Source organism: Brevibacillus sp. FIR094, assembly GCF_050477165.1.
Classification (GTDB): Bacteria; Bacillota; Bacilli; order Brevibacillales; family Brevibacillaceae; genus Brevibacillus.
Genome location: NZ_JBEAES010000010.1, coordinates 40,258 through 63,576 on the forward strand (window position 1 = coordinate 40,258; position 23,319 = coordinate 63,576).

The window sequence follows — 23,319 nt, forward strand, 5'->3', positions numbered from 1 at the left end:
ACGAGTCCCATCCTTATGTGACGGGCTTGAAAAACTGTGGCAGATACTCCTTGTGCGCCTCCAGCATCTCATCGAGTATTTTTTTGGCGACCACATCAGACGGTACCAGCGGATTAATATTCATCGCCAATAGCGCCTGATGGTAATCTCCCGTTACAGCTGCCTCCGCTGCCACTCGCTCAAACGATTTGATTTGCTGTACGAGTCCACGCACGGGAACAGGCAAATCACCAACAGCCAAAGGAATCGGTCCTTCTCTTGTAATGACGCAGTTCACTTCGACTGCCGAATCATCCGGAATGCTGGCAATCGCTCCATTGTTACGAACATTTACCGTTTGGATATCGCGCTTGTCATTGTAAATGGAGTAAATGAGATTGCAGGCAGCCTCACTGTAATAGGCCCCGCCACGCTTCTCCAACTGCGGAGGCTTGATATCTAAGTCTGGGTCTTCGTAGAGTGCGAATAGTTCCGCTTCCACCTGCTTGACCACTTCAGCCCGCGTACCCTTCTGCTCTGCTTCTTCCATCTCATGCTCAAGCATCGTACGGGTCTGATAGTAGTAACGATGATACGGGCACGGCAGAATCCCCAATGCTTTGATGAAATCTTTATCCCAACCAAGGTCCAAAATGTTTTGCATCGTAATACCCGATTGGTCGCCCGTTATCTTATCGATTACCTGGGAAATGACGTTTTCCCCATCCAGGTACACACCCAGTCCGAAGATCATATGATTCAATCCGGCAAAATCAATATGAACCCGTGATTGCTCGACCCCCAAAACAGTAGCAACACCCATTTTCATCCCAATAGGAACATTGCACAGCCCAATGACCTTTTTACGGTTGGTATATCGCAGCACTGCCTCTGTGACCATACCAGCCGGATTCGTGAAGTTAATCAGCCAAGCATCTGGACACAGTTCTTCCATGTCACAACAAATGTCCATAATGACCGGAATGGTACGCAAGCCCTTGAACAAACCGCCAGGACCATTGGTTTCCTGACCGATTACTCCGTATTTCAAAGGAATACGCTCATCCTTGATCCGCGCATCCAAGAGTCCTACGCGCATTTGTGTCGTGACAAAATCTGCGCCCGCAAGTGCTTTTCTCCGATCCATCGTCAAATGGATCTCGATTGGCACCCCTGCCTTCTCTACCATCCTTTTTGCCAGGGCACCAACTGTTTGCAGCTTTTTCTCGCCCTCTGGAATATCCACCAGCCACAACTCTCGAACGGGCAATTCATCGTAGCGCTTGATGAAGCCTTCCACCAGCTCAGGTGTATAGCTAGACCCTCCACCGATCGTTACAATTTTGATTCCGCTCATACTCCTGCCTCCTTGCCTTCATGGATTTGGCTGTACAGCTCTACAAACTCCGTAGCCAAATCCTTGACTGTAATCGCGTTCATCAAATGATCCTGGGCGTGAATCAAGAGCATACTGATCTCGGTCTTTTCGCCGGCTATCTCCTTCTGGATAAGTGCCGTTTGATTTTGGTGTGCACGACCGAGCTCTTCTCCTGCACGCTTCAACGCGTCCTCTGCACCTGGCAAGTCTCTATTTTTAGCCAGAGCGATCGCTTCCATTGCCAGACTTCGCGCGTTTCCTCCGTGAAGTATTAGTTGAAAAATTACGTCTGTATGGTCCAAATCTATCTCCACCTATCCAAGTTCGCTAAAAGTCACGAGCTGTATTTTTTGATCACGAATGTATTGCTTTAACTCTGCTGCTGTTAAGATTTTCAATTCTGTGGTTCGTTGCTTTGCGTATGAACTGCCTGTCAGTACCGCTTCGTCCAAATACGCAGGGTGCGTCATGATCTCAACTACAGGATAATCTGCCATATTCTCTACGATCCTGACGAAGGATTGTACGGTTAGGTCGTCTCCATAAAAATGATGAGAAAAGCCTTCTGTCGTCAAAACAGTCGACTGGACTCGCTGCTCCTCCGTCCCGGACATCCACGGATAGCGAACTGGCACTCTATATTCCTCTGCCAGCTTCAGAACAATCGGCAAAACGGCTGGATGTGCATGCACATGGTGGTGGCTGTCGATATGCGTCAGCTTGAGCCCCGACGCCACGAACACCTCCAATTGAGCCCGCAGCTCCCGCTCGATCTCCTCCGGTGCAGCAGAAATCAAATGATCTTGCCCGCGTCGAAAACGCCCCTCTCCATCCGTTAGCGATGGTACATCCTGACTGACTGGCGATCCGCATGTGAGTACCAGATGAATACCTACTCCGAGCGTTGGATGTTCTTTGGCCAGCCCTACAGCGTGCTCGAACCCCTCCATATTGACCATCAAGGTCGTAGAAGTAACGACTCCTTCCCGATGCGCTTCGACGATGCCCAGATTGACGCCTTTGGAATACCCAAAATCGTCTGCATTCACAATCAGTTTCATAGATAGCCTCTCCTCTAGCGATTACATAGTCACAGCTGTATCGGAAGCAGTACCCGCTTTTTCTTCGCTAACTTTTTGTTTATCCCACAGTCGGAAGAACGGATAGTAGATCGCGAGCGAAATGATGAAGTTCACGGCTTGGAGAACCATCCCTGACACTTTACCGCCCGTAGCCAAATACCCGCTGACAAGCAATGGTGTCGTCCACGGAACAGATACCCCGCTAGGCTTTGCTACCCATCCGAGCGACATCGCAAAATAACTGATAATGACCAAGATGACAGGGGTAAGAACAAAAGGAATGATCAAGAGCGGGTTCATGACGATCGGCATACCGAATATGACGGGTTCATTGATGTTAAACAAACCAGGTCCGATTGAGAGCCTGCCGATGTTTTTCATTTGTTTACTTCGCGCCATGAATACCATCAGGAACACGAGGGCCAAAGTTGCACCTGATCCGCCTGCATATACCCACATGTCAAAAAATTGTGTGGTAACGACATTTGGCAATTCACCGTTCGGATTTGCCTGAAACGCCGCTCTGTTCTGGTCCATCAAGGTAAGCCAGATTGGACTCATAATCCCGCCGACAACCGCAGCACCGTGCAAACCGACGGCCCATAGCACGTGAATAAGCAACACGCATATGATGGCCCCAATCAAGCTGCTGCCGACTACACTCAATGGTCCGACAAGCAAATCTTTTACAATATTATGAATACTCTCGAAGGAGGTGTTTTCCAAAAGAATTCGAATCAGCCAGACAACGACAAGCACAGCACCCGCAGGGATCAATGCCACAAAAGATCGAGAAACGGCAGGGGGAACTCCGGGTGGCATGGAAATGACGATTTTCATTTGGATGATTTTGCGATAAATCTCCGTTGATAAGATCGCCAATATCATGGCTACAAAAAGTCCCTGACTCCCCATTAGCGTAAGAGGAATGACGCCGCCAACCTCTTGGGCTGCACTCGCTCCCTCTGGGGTGAACATGATTTTATACGGAGTAGCGAGCAAGAAGGATGCGACAGAGATTGCTCCAGCCGACAGCGGATCGACCTTGTACTTCTCCGCCAGTCGATAGGCGACGCCAAAGCTAACAATCAAACCCATGACATCAAAAGTAGCACCTACCGGATACAACAGCTTCGTTCGCCATTTCTCTCCGAAAATACCACCCATGAATTCGTCATAACCAGGTATCGGTATGAAGCCAATGATGAGGAAAATGGAACCAATGATCAACAAAGGCAAAGTAAGGATAATTCCGTCACGAATGGCCTGCAGATGCTTTTGCTCCGCCATTTTTCCTGCAATCGGCATCATGCGGTTTTCCATAAAAGAAACAAATCCGCCCATACGCATCCCCCTCCTACTGTTTTAGACGAAGTGCAAACTCAAGCACGTTTTTCCCGTTCAACGTTCCGTAATCCACCGTACTGATTACGTCTACAGGAATTCCTCTGGATGCCCCTTCTTTTTTCATCTCTGTCAGCTTGTAACGAACTTGTGGCCCCAATAAGAGCACTGCTGCTTGATCGATATGATGCTTCACTTCATCTGCGGAAACTGCCCATATTTTTGCGTCTAACCCTTTTTCTTTGGCAGCTTCCTCCATTTTTTGAACCAGCAAGCTAGTCGACATACCCGCTGCGCAACACAATAAAATATTCATTGTACCCCCTCCTCTCGACGATATGCCTTTTTATAAGAGCAAGTTACATGCCAAAACACCAAAAAATGTATGCGCTTTCCAAAATAACCGCATGTTTAGGCATATTTCGCGACCTCATCGCCTGTCATCCCTATTAGTGTTTTTATGTAAGCGCTGTAGTGTTTTGTTTTGAAGGTGGAAAAATTAAAAAACAAAACACTGGTTACGCCAGTGTTTTGTTGTGTATAAAGAAGTTCATGATAAAACAAACGTCATCTTCGCTGATCACTACCTCATACTTGTCTTCCAGCGGTAATAATTCATGACGGATTAAGCTGTACAGCTTGCGGTTCTCCAGCAAAAAGCTTTCTTTTTGAATATACGCTACGGACTGCGCCCCAGCTTTCAAGCGATCAACCAGGCAGCAGATGTGCAAGTAGGCCCCAATTCGCGTGTCAAACACCAAAGAATTGTTCAGTCGCTCTTCCATACGGCCGACACACATCCTCACGTCAGCGAGAATATCTTGTCCCTCTACCATTTGCAGGTGCTCTCCAAGCGATTCTTGCATCTTCAGATAGGCCTCTTCCAGATCGATTACTTTCTGGATATCAGACATCGCCTCTCCGTTCAAAACATCGTCCATGCTATGGTGGCGCAATTCGCGGTCGAGAATGTAATTGCTCACCACGAAGAGAATTTTTCTCTCCTCCTTGATTTTTCGAAGCTGACTGCGGGCTTGTGCCTTATCGATCAGTTGCAGCGGCACAAATTCCAGCAAGTTATCATCGTACCTGAGCCTCGATTCCAGCAGCTTTTTCAAAAACAAGGCACTGCCTTCCCCAGACAGGCAGGCTGCGACGATCGTCAGCGCCGGAACATGCTTTTGCACCTGCTCTTTTGGCTGCTCCTCCCGCTGGTAGAGTGAAATGCCCAAGACATCTCGATAAACATCCTCCAGCGAATGGCCGAGCATAGCCTTTCGAGTGGCCTCAATCACATGTGGCGTGCTGACCATCGGAATGACCTTGACCGGAATGCCAATCTCCCTCTCGATGATCTCGCCAAAGCCGAGCAGCGACCCCATATCTACGAGCAACAGCAGTCCAGCCTTGCTCCCGATCTCTCTGGCTACTTTCAGTGCTTTTTCCAAAACACTCATGGAATCTTCTTCGAGCGGCAGATCGATGGCTCTCGCATATTGTGTGACTAGCAATCGGTTCGTCACATCGACCATCGCTGTCGCACCGCCGCTGCCGTGCGTAATAACAAGCACCCCGATTGTTTCCCTCTCTTCTTCCATGCTGACATCGTCGAGCACGAAAAACATAGTCAAATATCCAGCCTCACCAATTGGCAGATCCATGAGTATTGCTTCTTCTATCATGCGCACGCACTCTAGCGCCACAGCAAACTCTTTCTTGTATTTGATTCGCACATGGTTGATTTGCGGATTTACGATCTGCTTGCCTTGTGCGAGGCGCTCCTTCGACGTCTGAATATGCAGCGCGAGACCAAAGATCACCTTCTGGCTCAAAATCTTCTCCAGCTTGGCCTCTGCGAAGCGAACGATCTCTTCTACGAGGTGAATGATGAACGGATCGATAATCCGGGCCATGTCGCCCTTATTTACCCGTTGATGGACACCTTTGATAAAGGTCGTAAAATAATTCTCGATGTCAAACTCCAATTCTTCCTCACTCACACCGAGGTTTTGCAGTTCATATATTTTTTGCTCGATTTTTTCATAGACACTGTCCGTCGTATCCCCTGTTTCTCGCCCGATCCAGATGCCCTCTTTTGATGGCTGCACGACAAAGCAATTGTGCTCCGTCCCAATGATTTCATCTAGCTCCTGCTTGTAATCCTTCACCAAAAGCAGCCCTTGCTTGACATGATGCGGCAAGTCCTGAACCGATACGTGCAGTTGATTCTTTTTTAACGAAATGAATTCGGCATAGGCGCTGGCGCAGGTTAGCTGAATATCCGTTTTTAACTGTCCAATGTTATTCGGGCAGTGATAGCACAAGAATGCCTGCACAGCATTGGCCGATATCTGAATCTCTCTCCCCAATCGAAAAGCTTCTTCTTGAAAAATTTCCATCGTAATACTAAAACGCTCTTCCAAGCCACGCTCAACCAAAGATGGCAGCTTGATGACCATGGGAATGCGTCTCATGAACGTTTTTAAGAGACTCGACTCTGGATTTTCTGTCGTAGCCATCACAATCTGGACGTGCGCCGTTCGCTCCATCTCCGTTTCCCCTACGCGGCGGAATATGCCCTTATCCATAAAGGTAAAAAAGATTTCCTGTCCTTCCGCTGGCAACCGATGCACTTCATCCAGAAATAGAATGCCCCCGTCTGCCTTTTCCACTAGTCCTTTGCGGTCCATCTCCGCTCCGGTGTACGCCCCTTTTTTGACTCCGAACAATTGACTGATTAAGAGCTGCGGGTTGTTGGCATAATCGGCACAGTTAAAAATCACGAAAGGAGCATGCTTATCCAGGCGTCCAATATCAACGGCAAACTCATGAATCATCCCAGCAAACCACGATTTGCCCACACCGGTTTCGCCTAAAATCAAGCAATGCATCCCTCGCGGTGGATACAAGACGGCCGCTTTTGCCTGTTCAATACGCGTGATCAGGCTCTTGTTGGTTTTCGCCAGCCTGTCCAGCGATGTCTCCGCCAAATAGAGCGAATCGTTTCCTTGCTTGGCAAAAAACAGCGTCGGACGCCCTTCTTCCTTCTCGATTCGGCCTTCCTTCCACAAACGGTTCAAATCACTGCTCACATTCGCTCGACTCAAACCAAGCCGCTCAGCCAACTCTGAAGCGCTTACTTTTTTATCAGGACCAGCGTCTACTAACGTCTGGAATATTAAATCTAATCGTTTCACTCTATCACCCGCCGTTGAATAGATAGAAAGTCACGAAATACACAACCAATCCTTTTCATTTCCACGAATATTTGGAAAAACCTGCTTTCCTATGAATAGGATGGGCATATATACGTCTTTGTAAAAAAGGCGATTTCGAAGCTTACGGATAGATATGTATATTCTGAATATAAACACCTGCATGCTTGTCCATCCTTTAATTTTTCCGTGTCCTTTGACTTATGTACGATATAATAGATAAATAATGATTGACAGGAGATAGCAAATCCATGATGGTTTTCATATTGTTCACCATATGGGCATTAGGTCTGTTCGTACTGTTCACAGACCCGAAACGAACGTCGATCCGCTGGGCTTGTGCGACTGCCTTTGTTGGGGCTGGGGGCTTTTTCTCAGGAGTGATTGACGAGACGATCATGCCCTATTTTGCAGATTACCTGGCCGCAAAGCCCGGGACTACGAACACCCTGATATTGGTGAGCCGCATCTCTTCTTTTGCTTGCCAAGTGGGTTTGCCGTACACGTTTCTCATGTTTGCCGTACATTCTGCTGAATTTATGTCTCGCAGAGTAAAGCTGACGATACAATACGCTGCGCTTCTCTTGCCGCTTGGGATGCTTTGGATTACACCCGTTTATCCCGAGCTGCTTTTTAACTACTGGATTATGGTGGCATGGGTGATTCCGTTTTTTCTGTTCTCCTGTACGCTGCTTGTCGTGCAGTACATGCGAGAAAAAGATCCACTCGTGAAAAAAAACAGCTTTTTCACGAACGTACTCATCATCGTTCCGTTGTTTTTCGTCTTTATTTTCATCTACATCATGCGTATCCAGAACGATTACGAAGCTTGGCGCTACAACATGGCGGTGGTCACGATCCAGTTTATCCTGATCGTTGCCATCAGTTTGAAATACGGCTTCCTTGGCGTCCGTCTCCGCGTAGAAAAAAGACGTCTGGACAGTACCTTACGTGCCTTAACTTCCGGTGCGCAAATCATTAACCATACGATCAAAAATGAAGTAGGCAAAATCTCGCTGTATGCCGACCGTATCGAGACATATGCAGATGAAACCAACCAGCCGTCGCTAAAAGAAGACGCGCTTGTCCTGATGCAATCCTCGCAGCATATGCTGGACATGATGAATCGGATTCAAAACCAGCTGCGGGACGTCGAGCTGCGCGAAGAACCATGTGACCCCGGACAAATCATCGGGCAAGTCACACAAAATCTGACGCCCTATACCCTGAAACAACAGGTAGAAGTCATTAGTGAATTGGACGATACCCTTCGCTTATATGGCGATGGCGTACAACTGCGCGAAGTCATCACCAACTTGTGCATGAATGCGCTGGAAGCCATGAAGTCGGGCGGCAAGCTCCATCTTCAGCTATTTTTGTCCCACAAGCATCTCATCATCACTGTCGCGGACACAGGCACAGGCATTACCAAAGAGAACCTGCCTCATGTACTCGATCCTTTTTTCTCGACAAAAAGGACCGGACAAAACTTTGGTCTTGGGCTCTCCTACTGCTACAATGTCATGCAAAAGCATCAGGGCCAACTGGAAATCTACAGTGAGCAAGGCAAAGGAACCACCGTTTTCCTGTTCTTCCCGAAAAAGCGCGTCATCATAAACGACTCTGAATAGCGAAAGGACGCTCACAAACATGAATCCAATCAGGGTATTTTTAGTAGAGGACGATCCTGTCTGGCGCAAAGGTCTCATTGACTTCCTGAACAAAGAACCAGATCTCACTGTAGTAGGGGAAGCCGGGTTCAAGGCCGAAGCAATCGAGCGCTTTTTGCCTGCCAAAGCTGATGTCGTCCTGATGGACATTAACTTGACCGAGAATAATCTGGACGGGATCGAGACGGCAATCGAATTCATGGCACTCCAAGCTGACAGTAAAATCATCATGCTCACCTCTCTGACAGACGAGGCAGTGATCGTGGAGTCCTTCTCAGCAGGTGCCGTCAATTACATCAGCAAATCAAACTTCAAGGAAATACCCGACGCCATCCGTGCTGCTCACAACAGCCAATCTGCCATTCACCCTACGGCAGCTGCGGCACTGCGCAATGAATTTTTGCGTTTGAAAAATGATGAAAATCAAAAGCTGTTATCTCCCGCAGAAAGGGACATCCTACAACTAATTCACCAAGGTCAGACGCAGACGCAGATTGAACAATCTCTCCACATCACGAAGCGTACGATCAAAAATCACATCAATCGAATCCTGAAAAAAATGGGCGTCAAAACAAGCAAGGAAGCGGCCGCAAAAGCCAGCCAAAAAAAGCTATTCTAGGTCTTATTACCAGGTACCAATGAATGTTGGTACTTTTTTTACATGCTCCACTCCTTACAATTAAAAGTGCAAGATCAAAAGTCGACTTTTTGATCAACCTCTAATTATCCTTTGTAAAGGTGTGGTCCACATGGCCCTTATTTATTCTTTCTTAAAAGCGATATTGATGTTATGGTTCCGTCCTCGTGTACTTGGGCTCTCCAAAATCGACTTGTCGAAGCCATCTCTTATCACTCCCAATCATGTCTCCTTGCTAGATGCGGTACTCCTATCCTTTTGCTTGCCAAAAGAAGCGACCTTTGTCGTCAACACGGAGATCGCCAAGCGGTTTGCGTTTTTCCTCCGCTTCCGTAAACATATCGCGATCGATCCGCTCAACCCGTACTCCATCCGCCACATGCTCCGCGTCCTCCGCAACGGGCAGACGCTGGTAATTTTCCCAGAAGGTCGGATTACGATGACGGGCGGTATCATGAAAATCTACAGCGGTGTTGGCTATCTGGCTCTACGTACTGGCGTACCCGTTTACCCGATCATCATTAATGGCCTGGAACGTTCGATCTTCTCGTATTTGAAAGGAAAGCTGAAGCTCTCCTGGTTCCCGGATGTGACCATGACAGTAGGCACTCCGTTCACTATCGAGCGCGATCAAAACCTGTCGATGCGCGAACAAAAAGCCACTGCCAATGATCGTATCCTGCGTATTCTCCAAGAGGGCTTGTTCGAGAGCCGAATGAAGCAAAACGTAAATCTGTTTGATGAAGTTCTCGAAGCAGCTCGCCTGAATGGTGCCAAAATGGAAATCGCCAAGGACTTGACGTCATCGATCGACTACAAGACCTTGTTAATCGGCAGCTACTTACTCGGCAACAAATTGCAGCCAATGCTCTTGGGAAAACCGGTTGTCGGTGTATTTCTTCCCAATTCGGTAGGCCATCTCGTAACGTTACTATCGTTGTTCCGCATCGGAACTACTCCAGCCATCCTGAACTTTTCGCTTGGCATCCGTTCGCTACTGGATTGCTGTGAGACCGCCCATATCGATACGATCCTGACGTCGCGTGTATTCATTGAAAAAGGGAAGCTGGAGCACATCATCGCAGGTCTTTCACCAAGCATGAAGATTATTTATCTCGAGGATTTGAAGGCATCAGCTACTGCTTTTGACAAAGTGTCCGCACTCTTCTCTTATTTGCAGAAGAAAAAAGCTTCTGCGGCTAGCAACGAGCTGATCCTCTTCACCTCCGGCAGTGAGAGCAAGCCAAAAGGCGTCATACTCACGCATACCAACCTGTACGCGAATATCCAACAGGTTACCTGTACAATCGATATTACGAGTCGCGACAAGTTTTTCAATGCGCTACCCATGTTCCACAGCTTTGGACTAACTGTAGGAACGCTCGTGCCAGTCATCAAAGGAATTCCAGTCTTTCTGTATCCAAGTCCTTTGCATTACAAGGCAATTTCGGAGTTGGTCTATGATCAAAACGCGACGATCCTCTTCGGAACCTCGACCTTTATGGCTGGTTATGGACGCATGGCTCATCCTTACAACTTTTACTCCTTGCGCTACGTATTTGCAGGAGCAGAAAAACTAAAGGACGATGTGCGCAAGCTGTGGATGGAAAAGTTCGGTGTACGGATTTTTGAAGGCTATGGGGCAACGGAAACAGCTCCGATCCTGTCGCTCAACACCCCGCTGGCTAACAAACCAGGAACCGTTGGTCGTTTGATGCCAGGAATGTCCGCCAAGCTGGAACCAGTCGAAGGAATCGATGCTGGTGGAGAGCTTTTGGTGAAGGGCCCGAACGTCATGAAGGGTTATATGATTCACGGAAAAGGTTTTGTTCCCGCTGAGGAATGGTATCACACAGGTGATTTGGTTACAGCTGACAAGGACGGTTTTCTCAGCATTCAATCCCGCCTGAAGCGCTTCGCCAAAATCGGCGGCGAGATGGTTTCGCTCAATCTGGTTGAAGAACTGGCTATGCAGTGCTTCGGACACTCCGGTTTTGCTGCAATTACAGTGAATGATACGCGAAAAGGTGAGCGTGTTCTGCTATTTACCACAGATGAATCGGTTCAACTGAGCCAATTGCGCGCTTATTTGACGGAAAAACAATACTCGCCATTGCTCATCCCAGGTACGATGCAAGTCATCAAGGCTCTACCACTTCTCGGTAGCGGCAAAACGGATTACGTCAGCTTGAAACAACTGGCGGAGACTGGAGGAAAATGATGTGAACATACGATTAAAACCACTACAGGCCCTGTACTTCACTCAATTTCTATCGGCCTTTGCCGACAATATGATTTTGTTTGTCATCGCGAATCTACTGCGGGAGAACGGTTTTTCTCCCGCGATGCTTGCACTCGTATCGATTTCATTCTTTCTTCCTTACGTTTTTCTCGCGCCACTGGTTGGGCCTTTTGCCGACAAGCACGCCAAGTCAATCGTGCTGGTGATCGGCAACCTGATTAAAGCGCTTGGTGTCGTCCTGCTGTTTTTCATTGACCAGTCGAGCATCATAATGCTGATGCTGTGTTACTTCACAGTTGGAGTCGGAGCGGTCGTGTATTCTCCCGCCAAGTACGGAATCTTGCCGGAACTGACCCGAAATGAAGATGAACTGTTTCATGCGAATGCACGCATCGAAGCCTATACGATCTTTGCGATTCTCACAGGAATCGGCGGTGGTGGAGCCATCGCAAACATGACAGCGCCGCTTATCTCCTCAGGAATTTGTCTGCTGATCTATCTGCTGTCACTTGGTATGACTTTCTTCATTCCGCGTATGAGAGGGAATTCATCGATTCGCTATGGGGCAGAAGCACGACGCTTTTTCATCGACTTCCAGCACCTGATGAATCGCCCAGAAACGAGCTTTGCTCTGATTGGAACCGGAGCATTCTGGATGTCCTCTGCTGTCCTACGCGTGGCCGTTCTGGCCTGGATTCCCCTCGCGCTTGGGATTAACCCAGAGAGCTTCTCTGTATCGCTGATTCTCGCAACGACATCCATCGGGATTATCGCCGGAGCTTTTCTCGCTCCGAAGCTCATTCCTTTGTCTCATTTCACTCGATCGCTGACATACGGATTCGGAATGTTTCTCATCATCGTGCTATTTCCTTGGACGGATAATATCTTTGTTGCCATCAGTTTGTTGCTCCTCGTTGGATTCATGGGTGGCGTGTTCATTATCCCGATGAATACTGTCTTGCAAGATGAAGGCAAGCGGATGGTCGGATCCGGAAAAACGATTGCGATTCAGAACTTCATCGAGAATCTGCTGATGGCAGTAGGCTCCGGCATTTACTACTTGATAACCTATATCGGTATCTCCATCTCTGGTGCAATTGTTGGTCAAGGGTTGCTGCTGCTCGGGTTCCTGTTGTACTTGGTGAAGTACCGCAGAAGAATCGTTCGTTGACTTTACCGATTGGCGTCATCGAAAAGAAAAAGCCGTGACTACTAGCGTCACGGCTTTCTTGCATTCATCTCTGTTATTTCTTTTGCTGCGTTTTGGTTGGTGGTGTGACCGACTTTTCCGCAGCCTTTCTCGCTTCGTTCAGCTGATGATAAAATTCACCTTTTGTTTTGAGAGTCGCGAACTTCGCTGCATCGATTTTTGCTTTTGCAGACAGCTCGGTGATTTCTTCTTTGGTTACCGCGTCCTTGATGTTGATGGAAGCGATATTGGTGTATTTGCCATCTGCCGTTTTCGGAACGCTCAGAATGCCTGCATTGATCAGCTCTACGACGTCCTTGCGTTCAGGTGCAGTGGTATCCACACCTGTAATCTTCCAGTTGTTTTGTACTTTAGGCTCGTAAACGCCCTTTTTCACTTCTTTCAGGTACGCAATTGCACGGTTGCGGATTGTTCCACCTGTCTCACCAAACGCCTTATTGTCTTTGGAAGACCACAGTTGTTCGAACTTGCGTCCTTCCAACGCGCCACCTTTTGCCTGCAAAGCTTCCATCCGGTATGAGTTCATTCCGAGCTTCACTGTATCTTCCGCCTTGATCGGAGTCTCATCGAGCTTGCGCAGGTTCGTGATGCGGCTGCCATATGGCTTCGTCAGTTCGATTTCGTATTTCACGCCACCGAAGAAATCGTTGGTGCTGTATTTGGATGCGCGGCGTTTTGGATCAAAGCTTACTGTCACGTCACCAGGGCGCGTGGAATTGAAGTAGCCCACAGCCCACTCCATATAGTCCTTCAAGTCTTTTCCGGTTACTTTATAAACGGTAATCTCGCCACCCGCGTATTGGTAGTTGTAGGCGATATCCTTTTTCTTGATTGGACCGACATCCAGCTTGGCTTTGTCGTTATCGATCTGGTGAGCAACCACATCTGCCTTACTGTAGTAGAGCATCACTTCATGGAAAAAGTCAGAGAGTGGCGTCTCCTGAATTTGGACCGTCGGGATGCCCTCGATTTCATTTTTTGATACCAGATTCATGCCTTTGAGCTCTGCTACGACGATGTTAGCATCTGCACGTGCGAACTCATGGAAAGGCTTGAGCTTGGTCTCCAGCGCTGCATCGGATACCGCTGGTGTGCCATCTGCGCCTTTTACAGGGAGCGCTGTCGCTTCCTTGTCAGTCAGCACGAGCTTGCCGTCTTTCTTTTCAAAAGTCAGGTCAATGCGGGAGATATGAGTAGCATATTTGTCTGGCTCGGAAATCAGGACGCCGTTGATCTCTTCCTTTTTCACAAGCTTGTGCATGTGCCCAGCAAAAATCGCGGTCAGTTCTGGAACGGCATTCGCGATATCTGCTACACCCGTACCCGGAATTCCGTTTTCATTCTCGATGCCCATGTGCATGAGACCGATCATGACGTCTACTTTGCCTTCCAACTCTTTTACGGCTTTCTTGGTTTCTTCTACCGGGTTCTTGATCACGAGGCCATCCAGATGATCGGTTCCTTTTTCGAAATCGGTAATCATCGGCGTGTTCATCCCAATGACGCCAATTTTTACACCTGCGCGTTCAATGATCGTGTATGCTGGCAAGAAACGCTCGCCATTTTCTTTGTAAATGTTCCCTGCCAAAACAGAGCCTTTGTATTGGCTGCTAACCTTGTCCAATACATCGAGCCCAAAATTAAATTCATGATTGCCAAAAGCCCATGCGTCATAGCTCATTTCGTTCATCGCGACCATGATAGGAGACTGCGGTTGGTCGTTGAACAGCTCTGCCGAGTTGTCTTGGATCGAATCGCCTGCGTCCAGCAACACCGTGTTCGGATTTTCTTTACGAATCTCTTTAATCATCGTGAACAGCTGCGTCATGCTGCCATTTTGATTCGGGCCATCCAAAGCATAATCCCACGGCATGAATCGTCCGTGAATGTCAGATGTACCCAGTAGCGTAATTTTGGTTGGTGTTTCTGCGGCTTTTACCGGTGCGGCGATCCCCATCATCGCACTACCTAGCACCATAGTTGTAAGTGCTACACTTAATAAGCCCTTCGCTAGTTTTTTCATGTTTTCCCCTCTGTCTCTCTTAATCTGTCAGTGCCCCTCGATGGTATTGCTCTTATTGTCCTCCTATTCTATTATGTATGAAAATTCTGGGTTGCTCTCTAACTATAGCAGGCATATGAACAGAAAAATAGCAAAAAAAGCCGTGACGTAAATGTCACGACTTGATCGCTGCATAGTTCTGCAAACACTCCAGGAAGAGTTCTCCGTACTTCTCAAATTTCGCCTCGCCTACTCCTTTGATCTTGAGCATGGCCTGCTTGTCAGTCGGGCAAACACTGCTCATTTCCTTCAAGGTACTGTCTGGGAAGATCACGTATGGCGGTACTTTTTGTCTCGTCGAGATTTCCTTGCGCAACGCCCGTAGGTGCTCGAACAACTCGTCATCCTCTGTCAGTTTCACAGGACGTATCGAGATTTTTTGCACGACGCGCTCTTCGCCCCGCAGAACAGGCAATGCCCGCTCCCCCAGCTTGACGATTGGATATTGGCTCTCCGTTACTTGCAAATATCCTTCGGCAATGAGGAGCTGGATCAAGTCTGCGATTTCTTTTTCTTTGTATTCCTTCATCAGACCGTACGTAGGCAGCTGATCGAAAGAAAACTGGGTGACCTTCTTGTTCTTGGAGCCTTTCAATACCTGCGCGACGAGTGCCGCACCGAAGCGCTCTCTCATACGTTTTACGCAGGAGAAAATCTTCTGCGCTTCAAGTGTAATATCGGACAGCTCTGTCTCATCCGTGCAGTTTCCACAGCGTCCGCACACGGCAGCATCTGTTTCACCGAAGTATTGCACGATGTTTTGCTGCAAGCAGCGCGGCGTCCGGCAATAGTCGATCATTGCGTACAGCTTTTTGTACTCCAACTCCTTGCGCTCGTCCAGCACTTGATTCTGCTCGATGAAAAACGTTTGCGTCTGGATATCCTGTGGCTGAAACAGTAGGATACACTCACTTGGCTCCCCATCGCGTCCCGCACGGCCTGCTTCTTGGTAATACGCCTCCAGGTTTTTCGGCATGTTGTAATGAATGACGTAGCGCACATTGGACTTGTCGATGCCCATCCCAAATGCGTTGGTCGCGACCATCGTCCGGACATCATCGTACAGGAATGCTTCCTGGTTGGCCGCACGCTCCTCCTCCGTCAGTCCTGCATGGTATTTGGTCACAGCAAAACCACGCTTGTCCAAATCTGCATGCAAGGCGTCCACGTCTTTTCTCGTTGCCGCATAAATAATTCCCGCCTGCTGCTTATTCGCCCGCAAGTACGCCTGGATGAATTCTCGACGGTTCTCCCCCTTGCGTACAGACAAGATGAGATTGTCTCTGCCAAACCCTGTGATAAAAAGGCGCTCGTCCTTTAATTCTAGCTGCCGCTTGATGTCCTCGGTTACCTCTGGAGTCGCTGTCGCCGTCAAGGCTGCGACGATCGGGCGCTGTGGCAAGGATTGAAGAAAACGCGGAATCGCCAAATAGCTCGGACGGAAATCGTGCCCCCACTGCGAGACGCAATGCGCTTCGTCCACTGCCACAAACGAGATCGGTACATCCTGAATCAGGTTTTGGAATACTTCGGATTCCAATCGCTCTGGGGCGATATACAACAGCTTGTACTCTCCCCGCGCCGCCATACGCAGTCGATCGCGAACCTCGCTATAATCCAGTGAGCTGTTAATTTGGGTGGCCGGAATGCCCATGCTGACCAGCACGTCGACCTGATCCTTCATCAGCGAGATGAGTGGGGAAATCACGATGGTTACTCCTTCTTGGAGCATCGCTGGAACTTGATAGCAGATCGATTTCCCGCCTCCTGTTGGCATGATGCCTACGGTGTCATGTCCGGCCAACAGGCTCGTGATGATTTTTTTCTGGCCTTCCCGAAATGATTCGTAGCCAAAGTATTTTCGTAAAATCTCTTGCGCTTTATCTAACAAAGAGAATCACCTTCTCTTTCGACATGAATTTTCAATGGTTTTCTATTAGTGTAAACATAGGCATCGGGACAAAACAAGGGGGAGTGCTTTGTTTGAGTCAACATTGTGGAGGAGAAGAAAAAGCACAGTTCTCTTCGACTCTGACACGCCAGCGTGGGGGATTCACTGTCCGTCTACACTTCAAAAAGGGGACCGTCGAGCCAAAGCCACCCTACGGGCGGAAGGTTCTCGAGGAAGAAGTGTTCGACAAGCGTGGTCCCCTTTTTGAAGTTCCGACTGGGCAAGCGTTGTCAAGGTCTGCGAGTCCTGTGCTTTTTCTTCTCACCGGCTTTGTCGGTCATCCACACCTTTTCAAAAATAGCAAAAAAGCACCACATGGGTGCCTTATAAGTAGCCTATGAAGAGACGGACAAGATGAGCCGCTTTTTCTGTAGAAGCCAAATGAAAAAGTACACGATATATCCGATCATCCCGCCTGCTGTATTCAGGAGTAAATCATCGACATCAAACGTTCCTACATCCATCACGAGTTGTGTCAGCTCCACACCGAGACTAAGCATCAGGGATAGCAGGGTGACTCGGAACATTGAACCGGCTTTTTTCGGAAACAGGAGCGGCAGCAGGAAGCCTAGCGGCATGAAGGCGATCACGTTGCCTACGAAGTTCACGGCACTATGCCAGCTTTGGTAATACCGAATCCCTTTGACATAGTTCTCGATTTCATGAAACGGCACCAAATTACTTCGGTAACGCAACCGCTCCACAATCACAGACGGATCGCTCCAAATGATTTTCCACTGATCTAATAATAAGCTGGTATCCAAACTGCCGAATTTAAACAGCAGTATCTTCACGACGAGAAACAAATAAAGGGCAAACACTGCATATCCAGCAATAGCAAGCAGCTCTGTTGGTCTCTCCATTTTTTGCACGTTATCCATTGTCAAACCCTCTCTCCATCAGTTTTTTTGTCTCTGTAAAACGAGTGGCATCTTCTTCAGCGCCCATCACGACGGAAATGAGCCGCTTGTCCCCCTGCTTCGCTGTTGCCGTGAAGGAATACCCCGCAGCATTGGTATAACCCGTTTTGAGCCCATCTAGCCCTGCGACACTCCAATTAGTGTTTTCCCCATTGGATAACTCGCCCGTCCATTTGACAATATCGGGGAAGTCGTTGAGCAAGTGGTACGCGAGCATTCCTACATCGCGAGCCGTCATTTCATTTCGCCCATATCCAGTATCCAATCCGGTCGCATTCACAAACGAGGAGGACCTCAGATTCAGCTCGGCTGCCTTCAAATTCATTTGTTCCGCAAAAGCAGATGTACTGCCTGCCAAATACTCGCCGATTGCCACCGCTGCATTGTTTGCAGAGTCAATCGCAAACGCTTTATACAAGTCTTTTATCGGATAGGCTTCTCCTGCGACAAGATGGACCCGTGCTCCCCCAGCTGCAGCCGCATTCTCCGATACGACGATCTTGTCGTCCCAATCGACTCGCTCTTCCTTAATGGCTTCGAGGAGCATATATTCGGTCATCATTATTGACATGCTTGCTACCGGGTAAGGCGTATCCGCATTTTGTGCGTACATGATTTCTCCTGTCTGGCTATCCAACAGAATCGCTGCCTGTGCATCGACCTTCTCGTATGTTTTTTCCGTTAGCGTAATGGGTCCTTGGAATTTCCAATCTGCATCTACTGAGTCTGAATCGCGCAAAAGCGTCAATCCGACGAATATGGTCAGCATGAGCACAGCCCATGTTGTTTTCCTCATAAAAAAAGCCCTCCTAACACCTGCAAAAACAAAGGCTGTAACCTTCATGCAGTCAGGATAGACTTTTCGATTAAATTAAACGGAAACGAAAGGTAAAGAAAAAGTAAAGCTTTTCTCAAAGGCTTGAAATTGTATGTGGGAGCCAAACCGTGAAGGTCGTCCATTCCTTTGTGCTTTCGACGGAAATGCTGCCTTCGTGCAAGTCGATGATGCTTTTGGCGATAGCGAGACCGAGACCCGAGCCTCCTGTCTCTTTCGAACGTGAGGCCTCCACCCGAAAAAAGCGTTCAAACAAGTTCGGCACATATTCAGCCGGGATCGGCGCTCCGTTATTGGCGACAGAAATCGCGATACCTTCTCCTTGCTGGAAAACGCGAATGACAATTTCCGTACCATCGCGTCCATATTTCACGGCGTTGGAAATAAGGTTTTCCAGAACCCGAACGAGCTTGTCTGTATCTCCTGCCATTTCAATTTTTTGATCAGGCGTATCTACGACTAAACGCAGCCCTGCCTCATTCGCTACGAGTCGAAAGCCTACCGATACTTGCTCAACCAGCTCTACCAAGTCAAACTCTGTTCGGTTTAAATACGCCCCGCGATTGCGGACCTTCGTGTACTCAAATAAATCATTGACGAGCACATTCATCTGCTTGGCCTTCTCGTAAGCGATATGGGCGTAATGCTTGAGCTTCTCTTCATCCTTGTATTTGTTCTGCTCAATCAGTCCCAGGTAGCCAATGATGGAGGTCAACGGTGTTCGCAGATCATGGGAAACGTTGGTGATCAGCTCATCCTTCGATTGTTCCAGCCGCCGCTCCTCTTCCATCGCATCCAAGGCGCTTTTGACCAGAGCATGGATGCTATCGACGACTTGGCCCAAGCTGCCGTTCGGACGAATAGAAATCTGGTGATGATAATTGCCTTTTGCAATGAAATGCAGTTCGTTTATGATTTGCTCCATCTGCTTTTGTTCCAGGTACTTGCGGATACGAACGACCGACCACGCCGCAAACATACCGGTTGCCAACAAAATAATTGGGATTTTGAAGGAGTTGATATCGAAATTGATCCGCAACTTCCAGATGAACTCTCTGATTTCCGGGATGGTGTACAAATAGTTGTTGGCAAAAAAATCAGCCATCTGAAAAACAGCGTAGATAATCAAGAGGCCAAGTAGCAAATCGAACAGGATGCGGATAAAATCCTTGGCTCTAAGCTTCAATTTTATAGCCGACCCCCCAGACCGTCTGTATCACCTTTTCGCCATTGGTCGCCTTCTCCAGCTTTTCTCGCAGGTTGCTGATGTGAACCATTACCGTCTTGTAGGAAACGAAATTCTCCATTTTCCAGCAACGGTCAAAAATTTCTTCCGAGCTGAAAACTCGATTCGGATGACTTGCCAGAAGATGCAGGACGGAAAATTCCAATGCCGTCAGCTTGATCGGGGTGCCTTCTTTTGTCTGAACGAAGTGACTTTGCTTGTCGATAATTAACGGCCCCACCTCAATCACATGATCCTGTTTGCTTGCCTGCGTGTAGTTCGACCGTCGGAGGAGAGACTTGACCCGCGCAATCATTTCCAACGGATTAAACGGCTTCGCCACATAATCATCTGCACCCGTCATCAAGCCCAGAATTTTGTCCATATCATTCGTTTTGGCACTCGCCATCAGAATGGGGATGGTCGAGTTTTTTCGTATTCGCTTGGTAACTTCCAGCCCATCCAGATTGGGCATCATTACATCCAGAATGACGAGATCGATGGGCTTCTGCTCCAGCCTCTCCATCGCTTCCAGACCGTCAAAAGCCTTTTCGATCTCATACCCTTCGTTGCTCAAATAGATCGCCATCAGCTCTACAATCTCTTTGTCGTCATCTACAATCAAAATCCTCACGGACAAACACCTCCGAACTCGTGCATGGTAGATATGGATAGCATCACTATAACAAGAATTGTTAAAGAAAAGGTAAAGCAAGTGATTGTTCTCTAACATTATCGCCATTCCGTTCACGAGACCAACCGAGCGAATGAGAGAGCAATATTTCAAACATCCCCTTGTGTTATAACTAACTTGAATTTCAATCAAGGGAGATGAAACCATGAGTAATTTGAAAGGGAAAATTGCATTGGTAACCGGAGCAAGCCGTGGGATTGGTCGTGGCATCGCATTACGTCTGGCACAGGACGGTGCATTGGTCGTCGTACACTATGGAAGACGACAAGAAGAAGCAGAAGCAGTCGTACAGGAGATTGAACGAACGGGAGGCCAAGCATTCGCAATCGGTACGGACTTGCGCACCCTTGATGGCATTCGCGATTTCTATGCGACATTGGACGAAGCACTTCAGAAACGTACAGGAGATCATCATTTTGACATTCTCGTAAACAACGCTGGGATCGGGCAAATCTTAACGTTGGAAGAGGCTACCGAGGAATCGTTTGACGAGGTCATGAACCTCAATGTCAAAGCACCGTTTTTTATGATCCAACAAGCTTTGCCCCGCTTAAGAGAGGAAGGCCGTATCATCAATCTCTCATCCTTTGTGACTCGTGCAGCTTCCCCAAGCGTGTTCACTTACAGTATCTCGAAGGGGGCAGTTAACACGCTGACACTAGCTCTGGCTAAACAACTGGGGAGCCGTCATATTACGGTAAATGCGATCTTACCGGGTATCATTAACACAGAGATGAATGCTGGCACGTTGCAAAATAATCCGGATGGGCAAAAGTATGCCGCTGGACTTTCCACCTTCAACAGATGGGGAGAGCCTGATGATGTAGCGGATATCGCCGCTTTTCTCGCTTCCTCGGACAGCCGTTGGGTAACTGGTCAATTGATTGATGCAAGTGGTGGTTCACATCTGTAATGGTTCTCAAAAAAATAACCGATGGCCACAAACATGGGACCATCGGTTTTGTTTATGAAGATCCTATTCTTTTGGATGAATCATTTGTTCAGGGCGCACGACTTGATCGAACTGCTCTTCGGTCAGCAAATTGCTCTTGATCGCCGCTTCCTTGAGTGTGATGCCTTCTTTGTGAGCCAGCTTCGCTACGGCTGCCGCATTTTCATAGCCGATATGCGGGTTCAGTGCCGTCACCAGCATCAGCGAGTTGTTCAGATTTTCTTTGATCACTGTCAGATCAGGCTCGATGCCTACTGCGCAATTGTCGTTGAAGGACTTCATCGCGTCTGCCAACAATCTTGCAGATTGCAGGAAATTGTAGATGATCACTGGCTTAAACACGTTCAGCTCGAAGTTCCCCTGGCTTGCAGCAAAGCCAATGGCAGCATCGTTACCCATCACTTGGCATACAACCATCGTCATCGCTTCACTTTGGGTCGGATTCACCTTCCCTGGCATGATGGAGCTACCTGGCTCGTTCGCCGGAATGATAAGTTCACCGATTCCGCAACGTGGGCCGCTCGCCAGCCATCTCACGTCATTAGCGATTTTCATCAGATCCGCAGCCAGTGCTTTCATGGCACCATGTACATGAACGAGCTCGTCATGGCTGGTCAGCGCGTGGAACTTGTTTTCTGCGGTCACGAATTGGTGGTTGGTTTCCTTGCTGATTTCTGCTGCGACCATTTCACCGAAGCGTGGATGCGCATTGATGCCCGTTCCTACCGCTGTACCGCCAATCGCCAGCTCACGGAGGTACTCATTGCTCTCCTTGACCATCTTTTCCGATTTTTCCAGCATGCGTACCCAACCGCTGAATTCTTGGCCCAGCGTCAGCGGAGTCGCGTCCTGCAAATGCGTACGACCGATTTTGATGATATCCATATAGGCTTCGCTTTTTTCTTTCAACGTTGCCTTTAACAGCTGGAGTGCAGGCAGTACTTGCTCCTCGATAGCGACCAGCCCAGCCATGTGCATCGCTGTCGGGAATGTATCATTGGAGCTCTGCGATTTATTCACATCATCGTTGGCGTGAATGCGAGCTGAGCTGCCCTTCTCTTGCAGCAATTGGTTCGCGCGATGAGCAATGACTTCGTTGACGTTCATGTTGGATTGCGTGCCGCTGCCAGTTTGCCAGACAACCAACGGGAAATGCTCATCCCATTTTCCTTGGATCACTTCATCTGCTGCCGCCACAATCGCTTCTGCCTTTTCATTGTCGAGCTTGCCCAGCTTTTGATTCGCCAGAGCAGCGCTTTTTTTCAGGATGGCAAACATGCGAATCAGTGGGAGTGGCATTTTTTCATCGCCGATTTCAAAGTTTTGGAAGCTGCGTTGTGTTTGGGCGCCCCACAGCTTATCTGCCGGAACCTTGATTTCTCCAATCGTGTCCTTTTCAATTCTGAATTCCATCTCGCATCCTCCTCAATATCGAACGTATTACTTATGTCAAAAAGGAAATGAAGCAGTTCTTCTTTATTTAAATGATAATGATTTTCATTATTATTATCAAGGGATGAAGTGTTTTTTCGGGAAAAACCAAAAATATTGTTTTCCTCAAATAGTTGTGGTCGGGGGAAGCACTTGTGTGTTAGTAGGAGCTTTTAAACCGTTTTGGAAGTGGTTCAGGGGGCTTCATGATTTCACTATCAAGAAAGTAAACAAAAGCCGTGTAGAAGAAGCGCATTTCCAGTCCAAGCGCCTCTGGAGCCCGACCCAGCGCAGGAAAAAATGGCGGGGAATTTCAGCTTCACTTATGGAAAACTTCTTCGAAACATCTACGTTTGAAGCGCTCCCGCCATTTTTTTCGGAGCGGACAGTCTACACCCTCAGCAGGGCGGAGGCCGAAGCGTAGACTGGAAATGCGCTTCTTCCCTCACGATAGCAACTAAAAAAGACGAAAGCCACACATGGCCTCCGTCT

19 protein-coding genes are annotated in these 23,319 nt (G+C 48.2%); 6 read left to right on the forward strand and 13 right to left on the reverse strand.

What is annotated here, in order from left to right; translation table 11 throughout:
• Positions 1–13: 13 nt before the first annotated feature.
• From ACQ5DJ_RS10695 to ACQ5DJ_RS10720, 6 genes are all read right to left on the reverse strand, one after another.
• A complete protein-coding gene (locus tag ACQ5DJ_RS10695) occupies positions 14–1,336 on the reverse strand; it encodes a 6-phospho-beta-glucosidase (RefSeq protein WP_429842453.1) in 1,323 nt (440 codons plus the stop codon).
• Positions 1,333–1,659, reverse strand: coding sequence for a PTS lactose/cellobiose transporter subunit IIA (locus ACQ5DJ_RS10700; protein WP_429814639.1), 327 nt, complete (start codon positions 1,657–1,659; stop codon positions 1,333–1,335). The genes ACQ5DJ_RS10695 and ACQ5DJ_RS10700 overlap by 4 nt, the downstream gene beginning before the upstream one ends.
• Positions 1,660–1,671: 12 nt before the next feature.
• The gene (gene chbG, locus ACQ5DJ_RS10705) at positions 1,672–2,418 is read right to left on the reverse strand and encodes a chitin disaccharide deacetylase (RefSeq protein ID WP_429842454.1); all 747 of its coding nucleotides are present in this window, start codon (positions 2,416–2,418) and stop codon (positions 1,672–1,674) included.
• A gap of 21 nt (positions 2,419–2,439) precedes the next feature.
• Entirely contained in the window at positions 2,440–3,783 is a 1,344-nt protein-coding gene (celB, locus tag ACQ5DJ_RS10710) for a PTS cellobiose transporter subunit IIC (protein ID WP_026043405.1), read from the reverse strand.
• A gap of 13 nt (positions 3,784–3,796) precedes the next feature.
• Complete coding sequence (locus tag ACQ5DJ_RS10715; RefSeq protein ID WP_017252565.1) at positions 3,797–4,099, reverse strand: PTS sugar transporter subunit IIB; 303 nt, start codon at positions 4,097–4,099, stop codon at positions 3,797–3,799.
• 202 nt (positions 4,100–4,301) lie between these two features.
• Complete coding sequence (locus ACQ5DJ_RS10720; RefSeq protein ID WP_429842455.1) at positions 4,302–6,980, reverse strand: sigma 54-interacting transcriptional regulator; 2,679 nt, start codon at positions 6,978–6,980, stop codon at positions 4,302–4,304.
• A gap of 269 nt (positions 6,981–7,249) precedes the next feature.
• On the opposite strand from ACQ5DJ_RS10720, the gene ACQ5DJ_RS10725 reads away from it, so the two are divergent.
• The 4 genes from ACQ5DJ_RS10725 (at position 7,250) to lplT (ending at position 12,718) form a co-directional block, all read left to right on the forward strand.
• Positions 7,250–8,629, forward strand: coding sequence for a HAMP domain-containing sensor histidine kinase (locus ACQ5DJ_RS10725; protein WP_429842456.1), 1,380 nt, complete (start codon positions 7,250–7,252; stop codon positions 8,627–8,629).
• Between the two features lie 19 nt (positions 8,630–8,648).
• On the forward strand, positions 8,649–9,287 hold the full coding sequence (locus ACQ5DJ_RS10730; RefSeq protein WP_429842457.1) for a response regulator: 639 nt from the start codon (positions 8,649–8,651) through the stop codon (positions 9,285–9,287).
• Between the two features lie 130 nt (positions 9,288–9,417).
• The gene (locus ACQ5DJ_RS10735) at positions 9,418–11,526 is read left to right on the forward strand and encodes an AMP-binding protein (protein WP_429842458.1); all 2,109 of its coding nucleotides are present in this window, start codon (positions 9,418–9,420) and stop codon (positions 11,524–11,526) included.
• Between the two features lies 1 nt (position 11,527).
• Positions 11,528–12,718 carry a lysophospholipid transporter LplT gene (gene lplT / locus ACQ5DJ_RS10740; protein ID WP_429842459.1) on the forward strand — a complete coding sequence of 397 codons (1,191 nt, stop codon included), beginning with the start codon at positions 11,528–11,530 and terminating at the stop codon, positions 12,716–12,718.
• 73 nt (positions 12,719–12,791) lie between these two features.
• Here the strand turns inward: lplT and ACQ5DJ_RS10745 are convergent, their stop codons facing one another.
• The 6 genes from ACQ5DJ_RS10745 to ACQ5DJ_RS10770 form a co-directional block, all read right to left on the reverse strand.
• Complete coding sequence (locus ACQ5DJ_RS10745; RefSeq protein WP_429842562.1) at positions 12,792–14,735, reverse strand: bifunctional metallophosphatase/5'-nucleotidase; 1,944 nt, start codon at positions 14,733–14,735, stop codon at positions 12,792–12,794.
• Positions 14,736–14,934: 199 nt separating this feature from the next.
• Positions 14,935–16,710 carry a DNA helicase RecQ gene (gene recQ, locus ACQ5DJ_RS10750; protein ID WP_429842460.1) on the reverse strand — a complete coding sequence of 592 codons (1,776 nt, stop codon included), beginning with the start codon at positions 16,708–16,710 and terminating at the stop codon, positions 14,935–14,937.
• A 395-nt stretch (positions 16,711–17,105) separates the two neighbouring features.
• Positions 17,106–17,651, reverse strand: coding sequence for a VanZ family protein (locus ACQ5DJ_RS10755; RefSeq protein WP_429842461.1), 546 nt, complete (start codon positions 17,649–17,651; stop codon positions 17,106–17,108).
• On the reverse strand, positions 17,644–18,486 hold the full coding sequence (locus ACQ5DJ_RS10760) for a D-alanyl-D-alanine carboxypeptidase family protein (protein ID WP_429842462.1): 843 nt from the start codon (positions 18,484–18,486) through the stop codon (positions 17,644–17,646). Before ACQ5DJ_RS10760 ends, ACQ5DJ_RS10755 begins: the two co-directional genes overlap by 8 nt.
• 115 nt (positions 18,487–18,601) lie before the next feature.
• The gene (locus ACQ5DJ_RS10765; RefSeq protein WP_429842463.1) at positions 18,602–19,711 is read right to left on the reverse strand and encodes a sensor histidine kinase; all 1,110 of its coding nucleotides are present in this window, start codon (positions 19,709–19,711) and stop codon (positions 18,602–18,604) included.
• Positions 19,701–20,390 (reverse strand): response regulator transcription factor, encoded by a 690-nt coding sequence (locus tag ACQ5DJ_RS10770; protein WP_429842464.1) that lies wholly within the window; start codon positions 20,388–20,390, stop codon positions 19,701–19,703. Before ACQ5DJ_RS10770 ends, ACQ5DJ_RS10765 begins: the two co-directional genes overlap by 11 nt.
• A gap of 199 nt (positions 20,391–20,589) precedes the next feature.
• Between ACQ5DJ_RS10770 and ACQ5DJ_RS10775 the strand changes: the two genes are divergently transcribed.
• Positions 20,590–21,357 carry an SDR family oxidoreductase gene (locus ACQ5DJ_RS10775; RefSeq protein WP_429842465.1) on the forward strand — a complete coding sequence of 256 codons (768 nt, stop codon included), beginning with the start codon at positions 20,590–20,592 and terminating at the stop codon, positions 21,355–21,357.
• A 63-nt stretch (positions 21,358–21,420) separates the two neighbouring features.
• Here ACQ5DJ_RS10775 and fumC read toward each other — a convergent pair whose 3' ends face one another.
• Entirely contained in the window at positions 21,421–22,809 is a 1,389-nt protein-coding gene (gene fumC, locus ACQ5DJ_RS10780; RefSeq protein WP_429842466.1) for a class II fumarate hydratase, read from the reverse strand.
• Positions 22,810–22,984: 175 nt separating this feature from the next.
• Here fumC and ACQ5DJ_RS10785 point away from each other — a divergent pair, with 175 nt between their 5' ends.
• Positions 22,985–23,251 (forward strand): hypothetical protein, encoded by a 267-nt coding sequence (locus ACQ5DJ_RS10785; protein ID WP_429842467.1) that lies wholly within the window; start codon positions 22,985–22,987, stop codon positions 23,249–23,251.
• The last annotated feature ends 68 nt before the right edge of the window (positions 23,252–23,319 follow it).